General features: G+C 43.3%; 15 protein-coding genes. 10 read left to right on the top strand and 5 right to left on the bottom strand.

Going from position 1 to position 18,637, the window contains the following annotated elements; genetic code table 11:
• Positions 1-52: 52 nt before the first annotated feature.
• From C7E02_RS11500 to C7E02_RS11480, 4 genes are all read right to left on the bottom strand, one after another.
• Positions 53-856, bottom strand: coding sequence for a phosphatase PAP2 family protein (locus C7E02_RS11500; RefSeq protein WP_005342728.1), 804 nt, complete (start codon positions 854-856; stop codon positions 53-55).
• Positions 856-1,680, bottom strand: coding sequence for a glycerophosphodiester phosphodiesterase (locus C7E02_RS11495; protein ID WP_105309613.1), 825 nt, complete (start codon positions 1,678-1,680; stop codon positions 856-858). Before C7E02_RS11495 ends, C7E02_RS11500 begins: the two co-directional genes overlap by 1 nt.
• 31 nt (positions 1,681-1,711) lie before the next feature.
• Positions 1,712-2,629 carry a diacylglycerol/lipid kinase family protein gene (locus C7E02_RS11490; protein WP_022279602.1) on the bottom strand — a complete coding sequence of 306 codons (918 nt, stop codon included), beginning with the start codon at positions 2,627-2,629 and terminating at the stop codon, positions 1,712-1,714.
• A 621-nt stretch (positions 2,630-3,250) separates the two neighbouring features.
• Entirely contained in the window at positions 3,251-3,844 is a 594-nt protein-coding gene (locus C7E02_RS11480; protein ID WP_022279601.1) for a TetR/AcrR family transcriptional regulator, read from the bottom strand.
• A 361-nt stretch (positions 3,845-4,205) separates the two neighbouring features.
• Between C7E02_RS11480 and C7E02_RS11475 the strand changes: the two genes are divergently transcribed.
• The 5 genes from C7E02_RS11475 to C7E02_RS11455 all read left to right on the top strand — a co-directional run bounded on the left by C7E02_RS11475 (position 4,206) and on the right by C7E02_RS11455 (position 14,555).
• The gene (locus C7E02_RS11475) at positions 4,206-6,359 is read left to right on the top strand and encodes a Tex family protein (protein ID WP_005332150.1); all 2,154 of its coding nucleotides are present in this window, start codon (positions 4,206-4,208) and stop codon (positions 6,357-6,359) included.
• 398 nt (positions 6,360-6,757) lie between these two features.
• Positions 6,758-7,456 carry an ABC transporter ATP-binding protein gene (locus C7E02_RS11470; protein WP_005342734.1) on the top strand — a complete coding sequence of 233 codons (699 nt, stop codon included), beginning with the start codon at positions 6,758-6,760 and terminating at the stop codon, positions 7,454-7,456.
• A gap of 12 nt (positions 7,457-7,468) precedes the next feature.
• A complete protein-coding gene (locus C7E02_RS11465; protein ID WP_105309611.1) occupies positions 7,469-9,832 on the top strand; it encodes an ABC transporter permease in 2,364 nt (787 codons plus the stop codon).
• Positions 9,833-10,024: 192 nt separating this feature from the next.
• Positions 10,025-12,073 (top strand): hypothetical protein, encoded by a 2,049-nt coding sequence (locus C7E02_RS11460; protein WP_105309610.1) that lies wholly within the window; start codon positions 10,025-10,027, stop codon positions 12,071-12,073.
• Positions 12,074-12,320: 247 nt separating this feature from the next.
• Positions 12,321-14,555 carry a HelD family protein gene (locus tag C7E02_RS11455; RefSeq protein ID WP_105309609.1) on the top strand — a complete coding sequence of 745 codons (2,235 nt, stop codon included), beginning with the start codon at positions 12,321-12,323 and terminating at the stop codon, positions 14,553-14,555.
• A gap of 84 nt (positions 14,556-14,639) precedes the next feature.
• Here the strand turns inward: C7E02_RS11455 and C7E02_RS11450 are convergent, their stop codons facing one another.
• Positions 14,640-15,005 (bottom strand): VOC family protein, encoded by a 366-nt coding sequence (locus tag C7E02_RS11450; RefSeq protein ID WP_005332140.1) that lies wholly within the window; start codon positions 15,003-15,005, stop codon positions 14,640-14,642.
• A gap of 197 nt (positions 15,006-15,202) precedes the next feature.
• Between C7E02_RS11450 and tsaE the strand changes: the two genes are divergently transcribed.
• The 5 genes from tsaE to C7E02_RS11425 all read left to right on the top strand — a co-directional run bounded on the left by tsaE (position 15,203) and on the right by C7E02_RS11425 (position 18,550).
• Positions 15,203-15,634 (top strand): tRNA (adenosine(37)-N6)-threonylcarbamoyltransferase complex ATPase subunit type 1 TsaE, encoded by a 432-nt coding sequence (gene tsaE, locus C7E02_RS11445; RefSeq protein ID WP_022279595.1) that lies wholly within the window; start codon positions 15,203-15,205, stop codon positions 15,632-15,634.
• Positions 15,622-16,368: a tRNA (adenosine(37)-N6)-threonylcarbamoyltransferase complex dimerization subunit type 1 TsaB gene (tsaB, locus tag C7E02_RS11440; RefSeq protein WP_105309608.1), complete on the top strand. Its 747-nt coding sequence runs from the start codon at positions 15,622-15,624 to the stop codon at positions 16,366-16,368. Before tsaE ends, tsaB begins: the two co-directional genes overlap by 13 nt.
• Before the next feature lie 98 nt (positions 16,369-16,466).
• The gene (locus C7E02_RS11435; RefSeq protein WP_022279593.1) at positions 16,467-17,492 is read left to right on the top strand and encodes a threonine aldolase family protein; all 1,026 of its coding nucleotides are present in this window, start codon (positions 16,467-16,469) and stop codon (positions 17,490-17,492) included.
• 73 nt (positions 17,493-17,565) lie between these two features.
• A complete protein-coding gene (gene rimI, locus C7E02_RS11430; protein ID WP_005342958.1) occupies positions 17,566-18,129 on the top strand; it encodes a ribosomal protein S18-alanine N-acetyltransferase in 564 nt (187 codons plus the stop codon).
• Positions 18,130-18,322: 193 nt separating this feature from the next.
• Positions 18,323-18,550 (top strand): hypothetical protein, encoded by a 228-nt coding sequence (locus tag C7E02_RS11425; RefSeq protein ID WP_105309607.1) that lies wholly within the window; start codon positions 18,323-18,325, stop codon positions 18,548-18,550.
• Positions 18,551-18,637 lie beyond the last annotated feature (87 nt).

Genomic DNA, 18,637 nt, shown 5'->3' with positions numbered 1-18,637 from the left:
CCTTCTTTCGTGTGTATATCAAACAGGAGACATCTCCAGTTTTAACCAAATATTAAATCAATTGCTGTGAAAGTTTTGTTTCTTTCTTTTCCTGCGTTGCATATACAAATGGATAAATCATACATGCCATTGCGAGGGCGGCAATCACATCTGTGATGGAATGCTGCTTCAAAAATACTGTAGAGAAAATAATCAAAATTCCAAGTACATAGGAGCCAATCTGAACTCCGCGGTGCTTTTTCAGGGATGTGCTGTGGGCAATTGCTGCCATAGCTCCGATGGAGTTATAAACGTGAATACTCGGCAGCACATTGGTCGGGGTATCCACCGAATATATCATTCGCACCAAATCCGTGAAGATATTTTCCCGTGGAAATGTGACCGGACGCAGGTTCAGCCCATTTGGGAAAATGGTACAGACAATGAGGAAAATGGTCATACCGCTGCACAGAAATGCTGCCAGCCGGTAAAAGTCTCTGCGGTTCGTAAAGAAAAAGTATGCACCGGTTACGGCGAGAAATACGAACCATAATAAGTATGGAATAATAAAGTACTCGACAAATGGGATATACTCATCCAGTGGTGAGTGGATGAGATAGTGGATTGTCTGACGCTTTTCCAGGTAGCAGAACCATGGCATATAAATCAGACCATATAACAGAACCCATGCATGCCGGTACTTCAGAATCAACGATTTCATTTTGGATATCGCTTTCATATGAATCCCCTTTTCAAACGAATAAATCTTAATCAGGTTACGTTCTTTTGTTTCAAACGGATAAATCTTAATCAGGTTACGTTCTTTTGTTTCAAACGGATTATAACATGAAATCATCTGTGCAACAAGAAAGTTCACTATTTGTTAATAAATTTTACCGGGTTTTCAAAAATCTGAATATCGTATTCCTGTTTCCCCTCGTGGATAGCGTCTTTTGTGCGAAGTGTCCACACTGCGATGGTTGTTCCGGAGAAAATGCGCAGCAATGTCACCGTGAGTTTGGGCAGGTCAGTCAATTTATAAGCAATAAAGTCCGGGCGCCCAAGAAAATTACACCACAGATTTTCCACAAAGAACCGTAAAAACCAGGATACATCGGATTTCTCCTTTGTCAGTCTGGAAGATAATTGTCCTCTTAGGACTTCCGGAGCATTTTTCCGGAACCAGTACAGACCTTCGGAATTAAAGGATTCAAGAAGAAATGCACCGTGGTAAGAGCGTAGCATTTCGTATGCTTTTTGGCAAATCTGCATGTTTCGTTCCGGAATTTTTAACTCTACAAGGAGTGGAACCTGGTCATTTACGAGTGCAAGCACATCGCGAAACAGCGGGATATGTTCTTTCGTACCAAGAAGCGTACATTTTGTCAGCTCCGCAGCAGTCAGATCCTCCGGACGTTCCGGCCGTCCGCAGACACGTTTCAGGTCATCGTCGTGGAAGACGACCAGCTCACCGTCGCGTGTCAGATGAAGATCCAGCTCAATTCCGTAATTTTTTTGAATTGCGGCGCGAAAAGCTGACATGGAATTTTCCGGAATTCCGTGAGTCTTACTGTGAAGCCCTCTGTGGGCGAACATAATTCCATGAAATGCTTTCATGCGCTTTTGTCTGGACATTTCCGGGAAAATCGCAAAACAATATAATAATATGAAAAGAATCAACAGTATGATGACAACATGCATGAAAAAATGCCTCCTTTATTGTTTCATATCATTAAGAGCGGATGAATCGGATCCGGTCCGGCTCCAATGCAAATGTAGCGGTGTCGGAGCGAAGATCAGCCTCACCATCCGTGTGTACAGGCAGAACCTGCACGCTTTCAATTTTAGCACTTTTGCACTGGTAGGTATAGATTCCTTTAAATTTTGTGTGCTTTCCCTTATATGCGGTCGGCAGCAGGCAGAGAATCTTGAATTTGCTTAAGCCAGACACGACAATAATATCCAGCAGATCGTCTTTGGGATCCGCTTTCGGACAGAATTCAAAGCCGCCGCCCTCGTATCTCTGGTTCATAGCTGCAATAAAATACACTTTTGGAAATGTAATCGGCTTTTGATCATCCAGTGTAATCCGCATGGATTTTGGATTGGAAGTCAAAAGCAAATGGAGCGCAATGGCAGTATAGGAAAGCTTTCCAAGTTTACATTTATTCAGGAAATGCTTCAGTTTCGAAGACAGATTATTGTGGTAGCACACATCTGCATCAAAACCGATTCCGGAACTGACGGCGTAGCGTCTCTCTATTTGTGGTGTTTTCAAAAGCCCCACATTAATGTACGCGTAGTCTGTGGGATTTAAGATATGTAAGAGGGCTTTCGTCGGATCTTTTGTCAGCTTCATAGACCTGGCAAAATCATTTCCAGAGCCAATCGGGATATAAGCCAGGGTCAGCTTTGTGAGATCACGAATTCCGTCAACAACTTCGCCGATAGTGCCATCTCCGCCAAGAACGACCAGCGTGTCAGCATCGGTGTCACAGATTTGCGCAGCAAGCCTGGTACCGTGTCCCGGACGTCTGGTGAAATAAATCTGATAATCGATATGTCTTTCTTTTAATATAAGTTCTAATTGTTCCCAGATCTTAAGGCCGAGGCCGGATCTGGAATTCGGATTTACGATAAATGCATACATAGTCGTTCCTCCACCTAATCTTTTGTGCTTGAATTCAAGAATGCCTCGGCATTCTTGCTGCGAGGTGCGCGTCATGCAATTGCATGACATACTCTACTGCGCACCGCTGCAAGTCTACACTCTTCTAGTGTATCATTATATTGCCGGAATGTCCTGCTTAATATTTGAAAATCCTTGAATTCAATCATTGTTTCGTGGTGGGATCTCGATGATAGTTGTAGTTCATTTAGACCAGAAAAACAAGAGTATTTTAAAAATATAGATAAAATCTATAAGTTACCTGCTATATAATAATAAGCAATTGGATTTTTTTTGCAACCTGGACTATAATACAAACATAAAGATATTATTGTTGGCATTAAGAAATGCCATTTCCCTTCTAAAATAGAAAGAACCTTTAAGAACGCTCACTTAAAGGTTCTTTTTATGTCTGCAAATAAAGTTCACTGCAACAAAATGCTTATTTCCAATAAAATGTTTGTTCTCAATAAAATATTTGTTCTCAATAAAATATTTGTATTTAATAAATTCATTCTGACTGTTGATTCCATAATGATAAAAAATGATGCTGCACGAAAAAATGCTTTTGAAACATTTGTATTTTTCGTACAACATCAGTTGTTAGAAGACTCCATTCATATAAGATTCCAGGGAACGTTTCATATTTCCCTCAAAATCTGCGTTCCCCTCTTTCAGGCACCATTCGAAAACATTTCCAATAACGATCATACGAATATCTGTCGTGATATCCTCAATATCCTGATTCGGGGAAATGATTCCGGCACCGATACATTTCTGCAGATAATTGTGTACAGTCACGATCGGGTACGGACGTTCGGTACGGATCAATGGGTTCAAAGACTGGTTTTTCGGAGTATAATAATTCGCCATAAATTCAACGCCGAGTTCCTGGCAATAATGCACATAATTCAGGTAGACATATACAATGGCAGATTTAACTTCATCAGCACTCTTTGGTATATCAAGAAGATCTGGGTTAATATTCGGCTGCTCTTCAATATAGTAGGAAAGCAGATCATCTTTAGTCTTAAAATGATGATAAAAACTTCCGTTAGAAACGCCGGCTTTTTCACAGATATTTTTGATAGAGAGCGCTTCATATCCGTGCTTCTGCAAAATGTGTTTTGCAGCCCGGAAGATCTTAGCTTTCGTCTCTTTTGACTTCAGTTGCTGCTTCGATAATATTTCACTCATTTTCTTAAAAATCCCTTCGGTTTAATTCTATGCGTAGTATAACATAGAAGGAGAAAATTATCAAGAAAACAGAGCAGACTCTGTTTACACACTTTTTATAGGAACTTTTTATACAAACTGCTTCTACAAAGCTTTTCTAAAAAAATGCGAAAATGTTTTTCAGCAAATATTTCAGCAAAATGTGAAAATGTTTTTAAGCAAATATTTCAGCAAAACGTGAATACAGAATAGGAAGATGCATTAAGGATTGCGCCAAGGATTTTTGAAAATGTTGTAAATAAAAAGTAGTTCGAGTATAATAATGCAATATGATGCTGCTTTTTGATACAGGCATCACGATAATGGAGAAAGGATACTATATATGGATATTAATCAGAAGATAACAGAAGAACTCGGTGTGAAACTCTGGCAGGTCGAGGCAGCGGTGAAGCTGATCGACGAGGGAAACACAATTCCATTTATTGCCAGATATCGAAAAGAAGCAACCGGAACGCTGGATGATGAACAGCTCCGTAAATTATATGAAAGACTCGTTTACCTGCGCAATCTGGAAGAAAAGAAAGAACAGGTATTAGCGTCCATCGAAGAGCAGGGAAAACTTACTGAAGAACTGAAAAAGCAGATTCTGGAAGCACAGACTCAGGTTGTTGTAGAAGACCTGTATCGTCCGTATCGGCCAAAGAGACGGACTCGCGCGACCATCGCAAAAGAAAAAGGACTGGAGCCTTTGTCCACACTGATCATGCTGCAGAAGACAAAAGAGTCTTTAGAGGAAGTTGCAAAGCAATATATAAATGAAGAAAAAGGCGTGGCAAATGTACAGGAAGCGTTGGAAGGTGCCAGAGATATTATCGCTGAGAATATTTCCGATGAGGCGGATTATAGAAGCTGGATCCGGAAGCAGACGATGCAGAAAGGACATATCATTTCCAGTGCAAAAGACGAGAAGGCAGAGTCTGTTTATGAGAATTATTATGAATTCGATGAGCCGGTGAACCGTCTGGCTGGATATCGCACGCTGGCACTGAACCGTGGCGAGAAAGAAAAATTCCTGACCGTGAAAATCGAGGCACCGCAGGAGGACATTCTCCGGTATCTGGAAAAGAAAATTATCCATGGTGAAAACCTGAGTACAACACAGATTCTCAAAGAAGCAATCGAAGACAGCTACAAGCGACTCATTGCTCCGGCGATCGAGCGCGAAATCCGAGGCGAATTGACCGAAAAAGCAGAAGATGGAGCCATCGAAGTATTTGGCAAGAATTTAGAACAGCTTCTGATGCAGCCTCCAATCGTGGGACACACAGTTCTTGGCTGGGATCCGGCATTCCGTACCGGCTGCAAACTGGCTGTCGTAGACCCAACCGGAAAAGTTGTAGACACTACCGTCATTTATCCTACAGCACCGACGACACCACAGAAAATCCAGGCTGCAAAAGACACGTTAAAAAAGCTCATTGCAAAATATAATATCAGCCTTATTTCCGTTGGAAACGGAACAGCTTCACGCGAGTCCGAGATGATCATTGTAGACCTTCTGAAAGAAATTCCACAGAAAGTACAGTACATCATCGTAAATGAGGCGGGAGCTTCCGTATATTCTGCAAGTAAACTTGCAACCGAAGAATTCCCGAACTTTGATGTCGGACAGAGAAGCGCAGCGTCCATCGCAAGAAGACTGCAGGACCCGCTGGCAGAACTAGTAAAAATCGATCCGAAATCCATCGGAGTCGGTCAGTACCAGCATGACATGAACCAGAAAAAGTTAAATGATACATTGTCCGGAGTCGTAGAGTCTTGTGTAAACCGCGTAGGCGTAGACCTGAACACAGCTTCCGCACCACTGCTTTCCTACATATCCGGCATTACCTCAGCCATAGCGAAAAATATTGTGGCATACCGGGAAGAACAAGGAAGATTCGAGACAAGAAAGCAACTCTTAAAAGTAGCAAAATTAGGACCAAAAGCATTTGAACAATGCGCCGGATTCTTACGCATTCAAAATGGAAAAAATCCACTGGACACAACAAGCGTACATCCAGAAAGCTACGAGGCAGCGGAAAAACTCCTGAAAAAACAAGGATTTACCACCGAAGATATCTGCGCCGGTAAACTAGCAGGCTTATCCCTCACCATCAAAGACTACAAAAAACTCGCAGAAGAACTGGAAATCGGAGAAATCACGCTGCGCGACATCGTAAAAGAACTGGAAAAACCAGGACGCGACCCACGAGACGAGATGCCAAAACCAATCCTACGCACAGACGTCCTGGAAATGAAAGATTTAAAAGAAGGCATGATTTTAAAAGGAACCGTCCGAAACGTAATCGACTTTGGAGCATTTGTAGACATCGGAGTCCACCAGGACGGACTTGTACACATATCCCAGATGACAAACAAAAAATTCATCAAACATCCACTAGAAGTCGTCAGCGTAGGAGACATCGTAGACGTCAAAGTCATGAGCGTAGACTTAAAGAAAAAAAGAATACAACTCACCATGAAAGATGTGTAAGTATTTAAAACAATTTAATTGGGGACGGGGTTTTTTCAAAAAAACCCCGTCCCCAATTAAACTTCAACCTGTCCCTTTTTCATTTTCCTTAAATTGCATCATTTTCATCTACAATTTCCAAGCTGATATAGCCTCCGGCAGGGCGCACATTGTCCGGTGGACAATGGTTTTGCGCCGACCGAAACGGAGTGTAGACTTGCAGAGGTGCGCAGTAGAAGTATGTCATGCAATTGCATGACGCGCACCTCGCAGCAAGAATGCCGAGGCATTTTTTTTGAATTATTGATAAAAGTTCTCAATAGGAGCACCGCTTTTTCAGGCCTTTCTATTTCTGCGTTTTGATTCTGTGATAAAATGTAGTTGCATTAAACTAACTACAGGGAGTGAGGAAACAATATATGTTTATTGAGATCAATAATCTGAAAAAGAGTTTTGGCAGTGATTCGAACCGTGTGGAAGTGCTGCGGGGTGTGGATTTTTCTATAGAGAAGGGTGACATTTGTGTATTACTTGGACCGTCTGGTTCGGGAAAGTCTACACTGTTAAATATTATCGGTGGAATTGATGATGCGGATGCGGGATACATTTCCATCGGAGGTGAGCGCATGGCCGATATGAATGAGAAAAAACTGACGGCATATCGGAGAAAGCATCTGGGCTATGTGTTTCAGATGTACAATCTGATTCCGAATCTGACTGTCCGGGAAAATATTGAGGTTGGGGCTTATCTAAGTGACAGACCGCTGGATGTTGATGAATTGTTACAGACGCTGGGACTTTATGAACACAGGAAAAAGTTACCGAACCAGTTGTCGGGCGGGCAGCAGCAGAGAACGGCAATCGGGAGGGCAATTGTCAAAAATCCGGATATTTTGCTCTGCGATGAGCCGACAGGAGCTTTGGATTATAACACGTCCAAGGATATTCTGGAGCTGATCGAGCGTGTCAACCAGAAGTACGGTAACACGGTCATTATGGTCACACACAATGACGCAATCAAAGACATGGCGGACATCGTGATTCGTCTCCGTGACGGTGCGGTGAGAAAAAGTTACCGCAATGAGAAGAAGATTCCGGCGAGAGAGCTGGATTGGTAAGGAGGACGCGTGATGAGAAGCCCGTTAAATAAACGTCTGTTCCGGGAGCTTCGTGTAGAATTTGGAAAATATCTGGTCATTTTTATCTTGATGACGCTGACAATCGGAATGGTATCAGGATTTCTGGTGGCCGATGGAAGTATGATCCAGGCGTACGAGGAAAGCTTTGAAAAATATAACATTGAAAATGGACATTTCCGGACAGAAAAGAAAATGAACAATGCTCAGATTCAGGATATCGAAGATCTGGGCATCAAATTGTACGAGAATTATTATGTAGAGGAAGCTTTAACAAATGGAAGTACAATGCGCATTTTCAGGAATCGTGATGAGGTCAATAAGGTGTGCCTGATGAAGGGGAAAATGCCTGAAAAACCAGGAGAAATCGGTATTGACCGTATGTATGCAGACAATAATGATCTGAGCGTGGGTGATGAGATTGAAAGTGGCGGACATACATGGAAGATTACCGGTCTTGTGGCGCTTTCAGATTACAGCGCCTTGTTTTCCAATAATAATGATTCCATGTTTGACTCGGTAAAATTTGGCGTGTCGGTAGTATGCCCAGAGGAGTTCGACAGCTACAAGGCCGATCAGTTGAATTACAGCTACGCATGGAAATACAATACTGAGCCCAAAAATGAAAAGGCAGAAAAAGACATTTCGGAAGATCTGATGGAAGATGTGGCAAAAGAAGTGACACTGGAAGAATTTGTCCCAAGATACACGAACCAGGCAATCATTTTCACTGGGGATGATATGGGCGGTGACCGTTCGATGATGATCGTGCTTCTTTATATCATCATCGTGATCATGGCATTTGTCTTTGCAATCACTACCAGAAACACGATCCGAAAAGAGGCAAATGTAATCGGCACCTTGCGGGCATCCGGCTATACAAGAGGTGAACTGATCCGGCATTACATGGCAGCCCCGGTATTTGTCACATTTATCGGAGCGATTATTGGGAATATTATCGGCTATACGGTAGGAAAAGATTATTGCGCGGGACTTTACTATGGAAGCTACAGCCTGCCGACCTACGTGACCATCTGGAACGCGGAAGCATTTCTTCTGACAACAGAAGTGCCGATCCTCATTATGCTTGTGGTGAATTCTGTGCTGCTGTGGTACAAATTAAAACTATCACCACTGAAGTTCCTGAGAAGGGACTTAAGCAGACGTAACCAGAAACATGCATTGCCGTTGAGTGAGCACCTTGGCTTTTTCCACAGATTCCGGATACGTGTGATCCTTCAGAATATGAGTAACTACGCGGTATTGTTTGTGGGAATTATTTTTGCAAATATGTTGTTGATGTTCGGACTGATGCTTCCATCTGTGCTGGACCATTATCAAGTGGAAATGGAAAATGGCATGCTCAGCAAATATCAGTACATGCTGCAGATGCCGGCGAGCATGGCAGGTGGAGACAGTAAGCTTGAGCAGATGGTGTCCATGATGATGTTCAGTCAGGCAGTAGAGACAGAAAATCCGGATGCAGAAAAATTCAGCGCCTATTCACTGAGCACCCTTCCTGGAAAATATAAGAGTGAGGAAATTATCCTCTACGGTGTGGAAAACAATAGCAAATATATCAACATTAAGTGGAAAACATCAGATTCCGCATCTGATACAGATGTGAAAAATGTGGAGAATATCCCTGAGGTATACCTCTCCTCTGGCTATGCAGAAAAATTTAGTCTGAAAAAAGGTGACACAATTACTTTAAAGGAAAAGTATGAAAATAAAAAATACAAGTTTAAAGTTGCAGGTGTATATGATTACGTAGGTTCACTCTCCATATTTATGCCAATACAGGAACTCAACAAAACATTTGATATGGACAAAGACAGCTTCAGCGGATATTTCTCTGATTCTGAAATTACGGATATTGATGAAAAATATATCGGTTCCACCATTGATGTTGAGGATCTGACCAAGATTTCCAGACAGCTCGACGTGTCCATGGGAAGTATGATGAATCTGATGGACGGATTTTCCGTGATCATTTTCCTCGTATTGATTTATCTCCTGTCCAAGATCATCATCGAGAAAAATGCGCAGTCTATTTCCATGGCAAAAATCCTGGGATATACAAACGGCGAAATCAGCCGGCTGTACATTATGTCCACGTCTATCGTGGTCGTGCTGTTCATCTTGATCAGCCTGCCATTGGAGCTGGAAATCATGCAGATTCTGTTCCGGGAAATGATGCTGACAAGCATTACCGGCTGGATCACATTTTACATAGATCCGAAAATTTTCGTGGAAATGTTTGTGATCGGCGTGGCGGCATATGCCATTGTGGCAGCAATTGAATATCGAAGGATCCGAAAAATTCCAATGGATGAAGCGTTGAAAAATGTGGAATAGTGATCCAATGGATGAAGCGTTGAAAAATGTGGAATAGTGATCCAATGGATGAAGCATTGAAAAATGTAGAATAGTGATTCAATGGGTGAAGCATTGAAAAATGTAGAATAGAGATTCGTAGAAATCTTGAAACAGTATGCTGGAAAAATGAATAAGGAATGTTAGAAAGATGAGAATCAGAAGGAGGAGAATATGAAACGACCAGTTGTAATGATATTATTAGCAGGTGCGCTGACGTTGTCTATGATAGCGCCGTCAGCACTTCCGGCAGTGGCAGGCAATGTAAGTGTTGTACACGCGGCAGCAAAGATATCCAATACCGCGCCGGCAGAGACATCCAATGACGCAGCAGTAAAGGCATCCAATGACGCGGCAGTAAAGACATCCAATGACGTGACAGCAGAGACATCCAGTGACGAGGATGCAGGTGAATGGAAAGATAAGACAGAAACAGTTTATGTCGATGCAAATGCAGACGGTTCAGTTAAGAAGATTACGGTCAAAGACTGGCTGCGCCGGAATGGTGACGGTGAGATCATCGATTTTTCCAATTTGAAAGACATCAAAAACACGGAAGGAGACGAAGAATATACGCAAAATGCAGACGGAACTATCACATGGGAGAACAAAGGGGAAGACATTTCCTATGAAGGTACTTCCAATCAGCAGCTTCCGGTGACTACAAAAGTAACCTATTATCTGGACGGCAAGGAAATCAAGCCGGAAGATCTGGCAGGAAAAAGCGGCAAGGTGAAAATTCGGTTTGACTATACGAATAATGAGAGCCGGACGGTGAATATCGATGGTAAAGACGTAGGAGTAAAAGTTCCATTTCTTGCAGCGTCCATACTCATGCTTCCTGGGGATAAGTTTAAAAATGTGAAAGTTTCCGGTGGAAAAGTCATGGCAGACCAGGATCAGAGCATTGTGATCGGAACCGCATTTCCAGGACTTGCAGACAGTTTGGAGTTGAAAGATTACGAGGCAACAAAAGATATTGACCTGAAAGACTATGTGGAAATAACTGCGGATGTGGAAAACTTTGAACTGGATTTCACAGCGACTGCAATTTCCACATGTGGGCTTAGCGATATGAAGGACGGTGACCTTGACGATGTCAATGACATGATTGATGGCGTAAAAGAAATGACCGGTGCTTCCGATGAACTGGTGGAATCCATGGGACAATTGAGCACCGGAGCCGGAACACTGCAGGATTATTTAAGTCAGTATACAAGAGGCGTTTCACAGGTGGATGCGGGAGCACAGGCACTGGCGGAAGGTTTGAGTGAACTGGATGAACAAGTAACTACACTCATGGGCAGCTTAAGCGCAACAGGCAGTGATGATACGACTGCGCAGGCAGTTACACAGATTCAGAAAGATCTTGGAATATTACAGCAGGAGCTTGGAAGCGTCACAACACTGGCGGAGTATGTAAATACAATCAGTGAGAATGTAACCACTGCCAAGAGCGAACTGGATAAAATCAACGTTACAGATTTGGAGACAGAAGCGTCGAATCAGGCGAAAGAAAAAGCAAAAAAAGCAGTGAACACAGCAATTTCCGAAACGGAAGCATCTACAAAGAAGGCTGTCATGGATCGTTTAAAAGAAACAGAAAGTTATAAATCGCTGACATCGGGACAACAAGAAGAATTGGAAAAGGCAGTAAATGCAGCCAGCGGTACATCAAGTTCAGCTGAGAAAGAATGTGACAGCATGAATATTTCCCTTACGAATGCGTCCGGCGTCAAGACAGCGATAGACCAGGCAGTAAGTGCGCTGGCAGAAGCAAAGGCCATGCAGGTGGATACGACTACAGCCCAGAAGGCTCTTGCGGATTTAGTGACTCAGTTTACGGCTTTATCTGACAGCCTTTCTGACATGCAGGGTATGGCCGAAATCGGCGGCAAACTCCAGTCAGTCATCAGCCAGCTTGCCCAGGGGGCGGCTACACTCAGCACCGGAACAAGCCAGTTAAGCTCCGTTGGTACACAGCTTAACACGGGCGCAGGAACACTCGCCCAGGGCGCCAGCCTTCTGGAAGCCGGAATGAAGACATTCGACGAAGAAGGAATTGAAAAACTGGGAGACCTTGCAGGAGATGACCTTGCAAATGTTCTGAATCATTTCAAGGCAGTAAAAGAGGCAGAAAAGACATACACCAACTATGGCGGGATCAGAGAAGGCGCAAGCGGAAGTGTCAAGTTTATCGTAGAAACAGCAGAAATTAAATAACGGATGGGAGATGTTCTTCCAACATTGATTCAATTGAGGGGCGTGTGAAAAAACGAGAGTTTTTTCATGCGCCCTTTCTTTTTTGGGGACTATTCTTTTTTTTACAGCCCCTCGATTTTTAGAAATGATTTTTAAAAATTGTATCAGAAAAAACAATTATCGGGAAAATATACCATGATTTTTCCATAATTTCCAAGCGAGAAAAGTGGATATATTTTGCCGATAATGCTATGATAATTCAGTTACAATGATTAAAATTGGAGGATTGATTGTGAGTAAAGGAAGTGAATTTCTGCCGGAGGTACTTGGTCTGATAGAAAAACGTCTGAGAGAGATTGATGAAAATATACAGGCGGTACGCCAGGACATTAACAGTATGAATGAATATTACTGGGATAATTACACGGAAATGGACCAGTATGGATATGAGGACTATGACAACCAGCAGGCGCTGAAAATGCAGGTGAATGCCAATCAGGAGAACTGGAAAATGCGCCGGCGTCTGAAACGTATGCTGGATGCACCATTTTTCGGAAGTGTAGAATTCGTCTATGACGGAGAAGACGAGCCGGAAGATTTTTATATCGGAATCGGTAATTTCGCAAGAGAGCGTGGCGCATTGCCGCTCATTTACGACTGGAGAGCCCCGGTGAGCAGCCTGTTTTATGACTACGACAAAGGCGAGGCGTCCTACGAAGCGCCGGGCGGGCGCATGGACGGAGAGATTCTGTCCAAATGGCAGTACAAAATCCGTGGCGGCAAGATGATCTATGAATTTGAGAGTGATGTGAAGATTGACGATGACATTTTAAAGCAGGAACTTGGCGCCAACAGCGACACGAAACTGAAAAATATTGTGCGTACAATCCAGAAGGAACAAAATGCAATTATCCGCAACACGAAGGACAAGATTCTGGCTATTCAAGGAGTGGCAGGCAGTGGCAAGACGTCCGTTGCGCTACATCGGATCGCCTATCTTTTGTATCATGACAGAGAGCATTTGAATTCGTCAAATATCCTGATTCTCTCGCCCGGCGGTGTGTTTGCCGACTACATTTCCCATATCCTTCCTGAACTTGGCGAGGAAAATATACAGGAAATGAGTTTTGATCTGTTTGCATATCATGAACTCAGGAGAAATACTGCAACGCAGGGAAATGTGATATATGGGAATGCTGGCAATCAGGAAAATGCGATATATGGAAATGCTGGCAATCAGGAAAATGTGATATATAGAAATAAAAATAGAAATCAAGGCGGAAATCAAGGGAAAAATTCAAGTGGAAATTCAAAAAGTAGTTCAGCCGGGACTGGTTGGAATAGCAAAATGATAGCCGCCGACTGTGAAGACAAATATCATCAAATTGAGCGTGAAATCGCAGGAGTGGATGATGCAGATCAAAAACGTTACGAATGGAAGCAGTCCGTGGAATACGTTCAGGCAATCGAAGGCTTTCTGATTGAGCTGGAAGATCGGCTGGTAGATTTTGAAGATGTAGAGTTCAAGGGCATTCGCAAAAGTGCCAGCGAAATCATGGAATTTTTTTATGAAAAATATACCGGTACACCACTTTTAGATAGAATGGGCGCGGTCATGGATTATTTTATCGACGAAGTCGAAACCTTACGCGGACGCAGCCTAAACGACGAAGAACAAGAAATCATTTGCAGAAAATTCATGAATATGTACGTAACTAGAGACATTTGTCAAATATACAACTGGTTCCTGGAAGACTACGGATTCCCGGCACTTCCGGACATGCCGCCAGAGCGCCGTGTACTGGAATACGAAGACGTTTACCCGATTCTCTATCTAAAATACAGCCTGACGGCAGCCGGCCAGCGCAAGAACATTCGCCATCTCGTCATTGATGAGATGCAGGATTACTCCTATTTACAGTACGTACTTCTCGCGAAAATGTTTTCATGCAACATGACAATACTGGGCGACAAGGCACAGACCATCGCCGGAAAACAACAAGACGTTCTCACATTTTTACCAAAAATATTTGGAAAAAAAGTCAAACGTATCGTCATGAACAAAAGTTACCGCAACACAAGCGAAATCGCAGAATACGCCAAATCCATCGGCGGATCCAAAGACATCCAGTATGTAGCAAGACACGGAAAAGCAGTCGAAAGACATACCATAAAAACACTAGAAAAAACATGTAAAGAAATCAGCGGAAAATTGAAATTAGGAGAAGAATACGAAACAGCAGCAATCCTCACCATGACAGAAAAAGAAGCAGAACATATTCAAGAAATCATGCACAAACTAGGCGCAGAAGCACATTACATCAACCGTGACAGCGCACAATTCAAAAAAGGCCTGACAGTAACCACCTACTATCTGGCAAAAGGCTTAGAATTCGACCAGGTATTTATTGTAGGCGGCGACCGTAACAACAAAATGTACCAAGGATATCAATACATCTGCGCAACAAGAGCACTACACGAATTGTATGTGTATGATGCATAATTTTAATTGGGGACGGGGTTTTTTCAAAAAAACCCCGTCCCCAATTAAAATTTAACCTGTCCCTTTTTGAATTGTCTTAATTGTCTACTGTGGACAGATTTCTACCCAGTAGCCGTCAGGATCATTGATGAAATAAATTCCCATGTCCGGGTTTTCGAAACACACGCAATCCATTTCTTTGTGAAGTGCCAGGGCAGCGTCCATGTCATCGACATGGAATGCCAGATGAGATTCGTTATCTCCGAGATCGTACGGGCGGTCCATGTCGCGAAGCCATGTCAGCTCCAGTGAATGTGGTGTTGTGCCGTCTCCGAGATAGACGAGTTTGAAGCTTCCGTCCGGTGCATGGAATTCTTTTGTAACTTCAAGTCCGAGAGCTTTTTTGTAAAACTCTACAGATTTGTCCAGATCCAGGACGTTGATGTTATTGTGAAAAAATGTAAATTTCATAGTGATGTCCTCCTGTGAAAATATAATTTGAATCTGTATTGTCTATAATATAACACTTACACAACACCTATGGCAAGGAAATGAAAGATATGCTATACTTAAATCTTGGTAGAGCGTTACTGTTTGCTGAAATATTGTAGACGGTAACATTGGTAGCCCTCGTATAAAATTTTGCTTTGCAAAAGGAGGACAGGATGATGGAAAAAATCATAGAGTCAAATAAAGAACAAGATACTTATGACCTGGGATATGAACTGGGGCAGCATGCGAAGCCGGGGCAAGTGTTCACGCTTGTCGGTGATCTGGGCGTAGGAAAGACCGTATTTACAAAAGGACTGGCCGCCGGACTTGGCATTACAGAGCCGGTCAGCAGCCCGACATTTACAATTGTGCAGGTGTATGATGAAGGGCGCCTGCCGTTCTATCATTTTGATGTTTACCGGATCGGTGATGTGGAAGAGATGGACGAGATCGGTTATGAGGATTATGTCTACGGCGAAGGGGTCAGCCTGATCGAGTGGGCGAATCTGATTGAGGAAATATTGCCGGAACACTTCACCGAGATTAAGATAGAAAAGAATTTGGAAAAAGGATTTGATTATCGGAGGATAAGTATATGCGAATTTTAGCACTGGACAGCTCCGGCCTTGTAGCCAGCGTAGCTGTTGTTGAAAAAATAGAAGAAGAGGAACAGGTGATCGCGGAATATACAGTGAACTATAAGAAGACACACTCACAGACGCTGCTCCCGATGCTGGACACAGTATCCGACATGATCGAGCTTGACCTGAAAACAATCGACGCCATCGCAGTTGCCGGCGGACCGGGTTCATTTACCGGGCTTCGCATCGGCTCCGCCACAGCGAAAGGTCTGGGACTTGCCATGAACAAGCCGTTGATCCACATCCCGACACTGGAAGGACTGGCGTACAATCTGTGCGGAACAGACGCTATCGTGTGCCCAATCATGGATGCGCGCCGCGGACAGGTCTACACCGGAATTTACGAGTTTTGTGGAAATGAATTGGTTGTCCTGGAAGATCAGATGGCAATCAGCATCGAAGAATTAGGCGACCATTTGAAAAAATATGACAAACGCATCATTTTCCTGGGAGATGGTGTGCCGGTATTTCGTGCGAGATTGACAGACGAGATTCTGGCAGAAGAAATAAAAGCAGGCAGAGACATTCAGTTTGCACCGGCCAACATGAACCGTCAAAGAGCAGCATCAGTAGGAACATTAGGACTTCGTTATTATGCTGCCGGAAAGACAGAGACTGCCATGGAACACGAGCCGGATTATCTGCGCCTGTCACAGGCAGAACGCGAACGCAAGGAGCGCGAAGCGAAATCTATACAGTAAAAATGTATCAAAACCCCGCGGGGCGTAAGCATAAGCAGATATGTTGAAAACCCGTGCAACTATAATATAGAAAAAGCAACATGAGAGGTATTGAAGAAATGATTCAGTTTCAGTGTGATTATGAAGAGGGCGCATGCCCACAGATTCTGGAACGTCTGGTGGAGACGAATCTGGAGCAGACGGTTGGATATAGTGAAGATGAATATTGCAAGCAGGCAAGAGAAAAGATCAAAAAAGCCTGTGATGCACCAGAGGCAGATGTACATTTTCTGGTAGGAGGGACCCAGACGAACTATGTAGTGATCCGCTCAATCCTCCGTCCGTATCAGGGCGTAATTTCAGCAGTGACCGGTCATATCAACGTGCATGAAACAGGCGCGGTCGAAGCAACTGGACACAAAGTCCTGGCACTTCCAAGCAAAGACGGAAAAATCACAGCATCACAGGTGCGCGCATATTACGATGCACACTGGAATGACGCAGATCATGAGCACATCGTACAGCCGGGCATGGTCTACATTTCCCATCCAACGGAAAATGGAACAATTTACAGCAAGTCTGAATTACAGGAACTTTACGCAACCTGTAAAGAACTTGGCCTGCCATTATTCATGGACGGAGCAAGAATGGGATATGGATTAATGTCTGAAAAATCAGACATGACACTGGCAGATATTGCGGCAAATACAGATGTATTTTATATTGGGGGAACGAAGGTAGGAGCACTTTTCGGCGAGGCAGTCGTAATTACAAAATCCGCTCTTAAGAAAGATTTTCGTTACTGCATGAAGCAGAGTGGAGCAATGCTGGCCAAAGGACGCCTTCTGGGAATCCAGTTTGATACATTGTTTACAGACGATTTATATTTCAAAATTGCAGCTCACGCAGACAAATTAGCTATGAAGTTAAAAAATGCATTTCTTGAAAAAGGATATAAAATGTATTTTGATTCTTACACGAACCAGCAGTATCCGATTTTGTCAAAGAAAGACCGCGAAAAATTAGCACAGAAATATCAGTTTAGTTTTTGGGAACAGATAGATGAAGACTATGCGGCAGTGCGCTTCTGCACAAGTTGGGCAACAAGTGAAGAAGCAATAGACGAGCTGATCCAGGATATTTAAGAAGCTATAATAAGATGGAGCCTAGAAGCAATATAGAAAAGTTAAAAGACAGAAAAATCAAAAGATAGAAGATATGGAAATAATAGAAATTAAAAAAGACCAACAGCAATATATTTCTGAGATTGCAGCGCTGGAATCCGATATCTTTCCGGATCCATGGAGTGAAAAAAGTATCAGGGATACGCTTGAAAATCCTCAGGCACGGATTTGGGCTATTATAAGCAGACAAGCGCCGCCATGCTCCTGCGCTTCAACGGCGCCGGAGCATGCAAGTGAGACTGCAGCTTCCTGCGATTCAACAGCGCCGGAGCATGCAGGCAAGCCACAACTCCTTGGCTATGTGATTTTTTATTATGTGTTAGATGAGGGAGAAATCGCCAGAATTGCGACAACGCCGCAACATCGCCGGCAGGGGGTGGCTGTAAGACTTCTTGAAAAAATGCGTGCATTTAGTTACGAGCAGAATATTACAAGATGGCTGCTGGATGTTCGTATTTCCAATGAAACAGCAATACATTTTTACAAGGCAGCAGGATTTGCCGAAGACGGTGTGCGAAAGAATTTCTATGCAAACCCGCCGGAAGATGCTATACTTATGAGTTGTGAAGTCGAAACTTCAGGCAGCGACCGAGCCTGAAGCCTGTCCAAAAGCCAGGCGTGGCTGCATGAAAAATGAAGTTGGAAATGAACTGGCAGATGCTCCAACACTTCCCACTGGGAAATGCGCATCTGACCAGATATAATATAGGCGTAATAAATCAATCCGGTGCCCGGGTGGCAGATACCACACATTTTCCACACAGGCACACCAGACTTCAAGGAGGAATTGTATGCGCCAGTATCATACAACTGTAAAAGAAACAAAAGAAATCGATAAGATCATCTGCAACCGCTGTGGCAGAAGTATTCCGGTAATCCAAGGGGATCCCCGCGAGGACGTACTGGCAGTATCCAAGCGCTGGGGCTATTTCTCGGAAAAAGACAACCGGCTGGACGAATTTGACCTCTGCGAGCAGTGCTACGATGAAATTATAAGCGAATTTAAAATAAAAATCTGATTCAGAGTCTGCACGAATATCCGGACGCTGAAGAAAATCAAAAACAAGCGGACCGGCAGGACATTTGCCTGGCGGCTCCGGATAAGA

This window comes from Dorea sp. Marseille-P4042 (genome assembly GCF_900290215.1).
Classification (GTDB): Bacteria; Bacillota; Clostridia; order Lachnospirales; family Lachnospiraceae; genus Dorea; species Dorea formicigenerans.
Note: the sequence above shows the minus strand (reverse complement) of the source record. Positions and strands in the feature narration are given on the sequence as shown.

What these genes read in the sequence shown, in the direction of transcription:
- C7E02_RS11495 (WP_105309613.1), bottom strand. Translation starts at nt 1,680, where the DNA reads ATGCATGTTGTCATCATACTGTTGATTCTTTTCATATTATTATATTGT.
- C7E02_RS11490 (WP_022279602.1), bottom strand. Translation starts at nt 2,629, where the DNA reads ATGTATGCATTTATCGTAAATCCGAATTCCAGATCCGGCCTCGGCCTT.
- C7E02_RS11480 (WP_022279601.1), bottom strand. Translation starts at nt 3,844, where the DNA reads ATGAGTGAAATATTATCGAAGCAGCAACTGAAGTCAAAAGAGACGAAA.
- C7E02_RS11475 (WP_005332150.1), top strand. Translation starts at nt 4,206, where the DNA reads ATGGATATTAATCAGAAGATAACAGAAGAACTCGGTGTGAAACTCTGG.
- C7E02_RS11470 (WP_005342734.1), top strand. Translation starts at nt 6,758, where the DNA reads ATGTTTATTGAGATCAATAATCTGAAAAAGAGTTTTGGCAGTGATTCG.
- C7E02_RS11465 (WP_105309611.1), top strand. Translation starts at nt 7,469, where the DNA reads ATGAGAAGCCCGTTAAATAAACGTCTGTTCCGGGAGCTTCGTGTAGAA.
- C7E02_RS11460 (WP_105309610.1), top strand. Translation starts at nt 10,025, where the DNA reads ATGAAACGACCAGTTGTAATGATATTATTAGCAGGTGCGCTGACGTTG.
- C7E02_RS11455 (WP_105309609.1), top strand. Translation starts at nt 12,321, where the DNA reads ATGATTAAAATTGGAGGATTGATTGTGAGTAAAGGAAGTGAATTTCTG.
- C7E02_RS11450 (WP_005332140.1), bottom strand. Translation starts at nt 15,005, where the DNA reads ATGAAATTTACATTTTTTCACAATAACATCAACGTCCTGGATCTGGAC.
- tsaE (WP_022279595.1), top strand. Translation starts at nt 15,203, where the DNA reads ATGGAAAAAATCATAGAGTCAAATAAAGAACAAGATACTTATGACCTG.
- tsaB (WP_105309608.1), top strand. Translation starts at nt 15,622, where the DNA reads ATGCGAATTTTAGCACTGGACAGCTCCGGCCTTGTAGCCAGCGTAGCT.
- C7E02_RS11435 (WP_022279593.1), top strand. Translation starts at nt 16,467, where the DNA reads ATGATTCAGTTTCAGTGTGATTATGAAGAGGGCGCATGCCCACAGATT.
- rimI (WP_005342958.1), top strand. Translation starts at nt 17,566, where the DNA reads ATGGAAATAATAGAAATTAAAAAAGACCAACAGCAATATATTTCTGAG.
- C7E02_RS11425 (WP_105309607.1), top strand. Translation starts at nt 18,323, where the DNA reads ATGCGCCAGTATCATACAACTGTAAAAGAAACAAAAGAAATCGATAAG.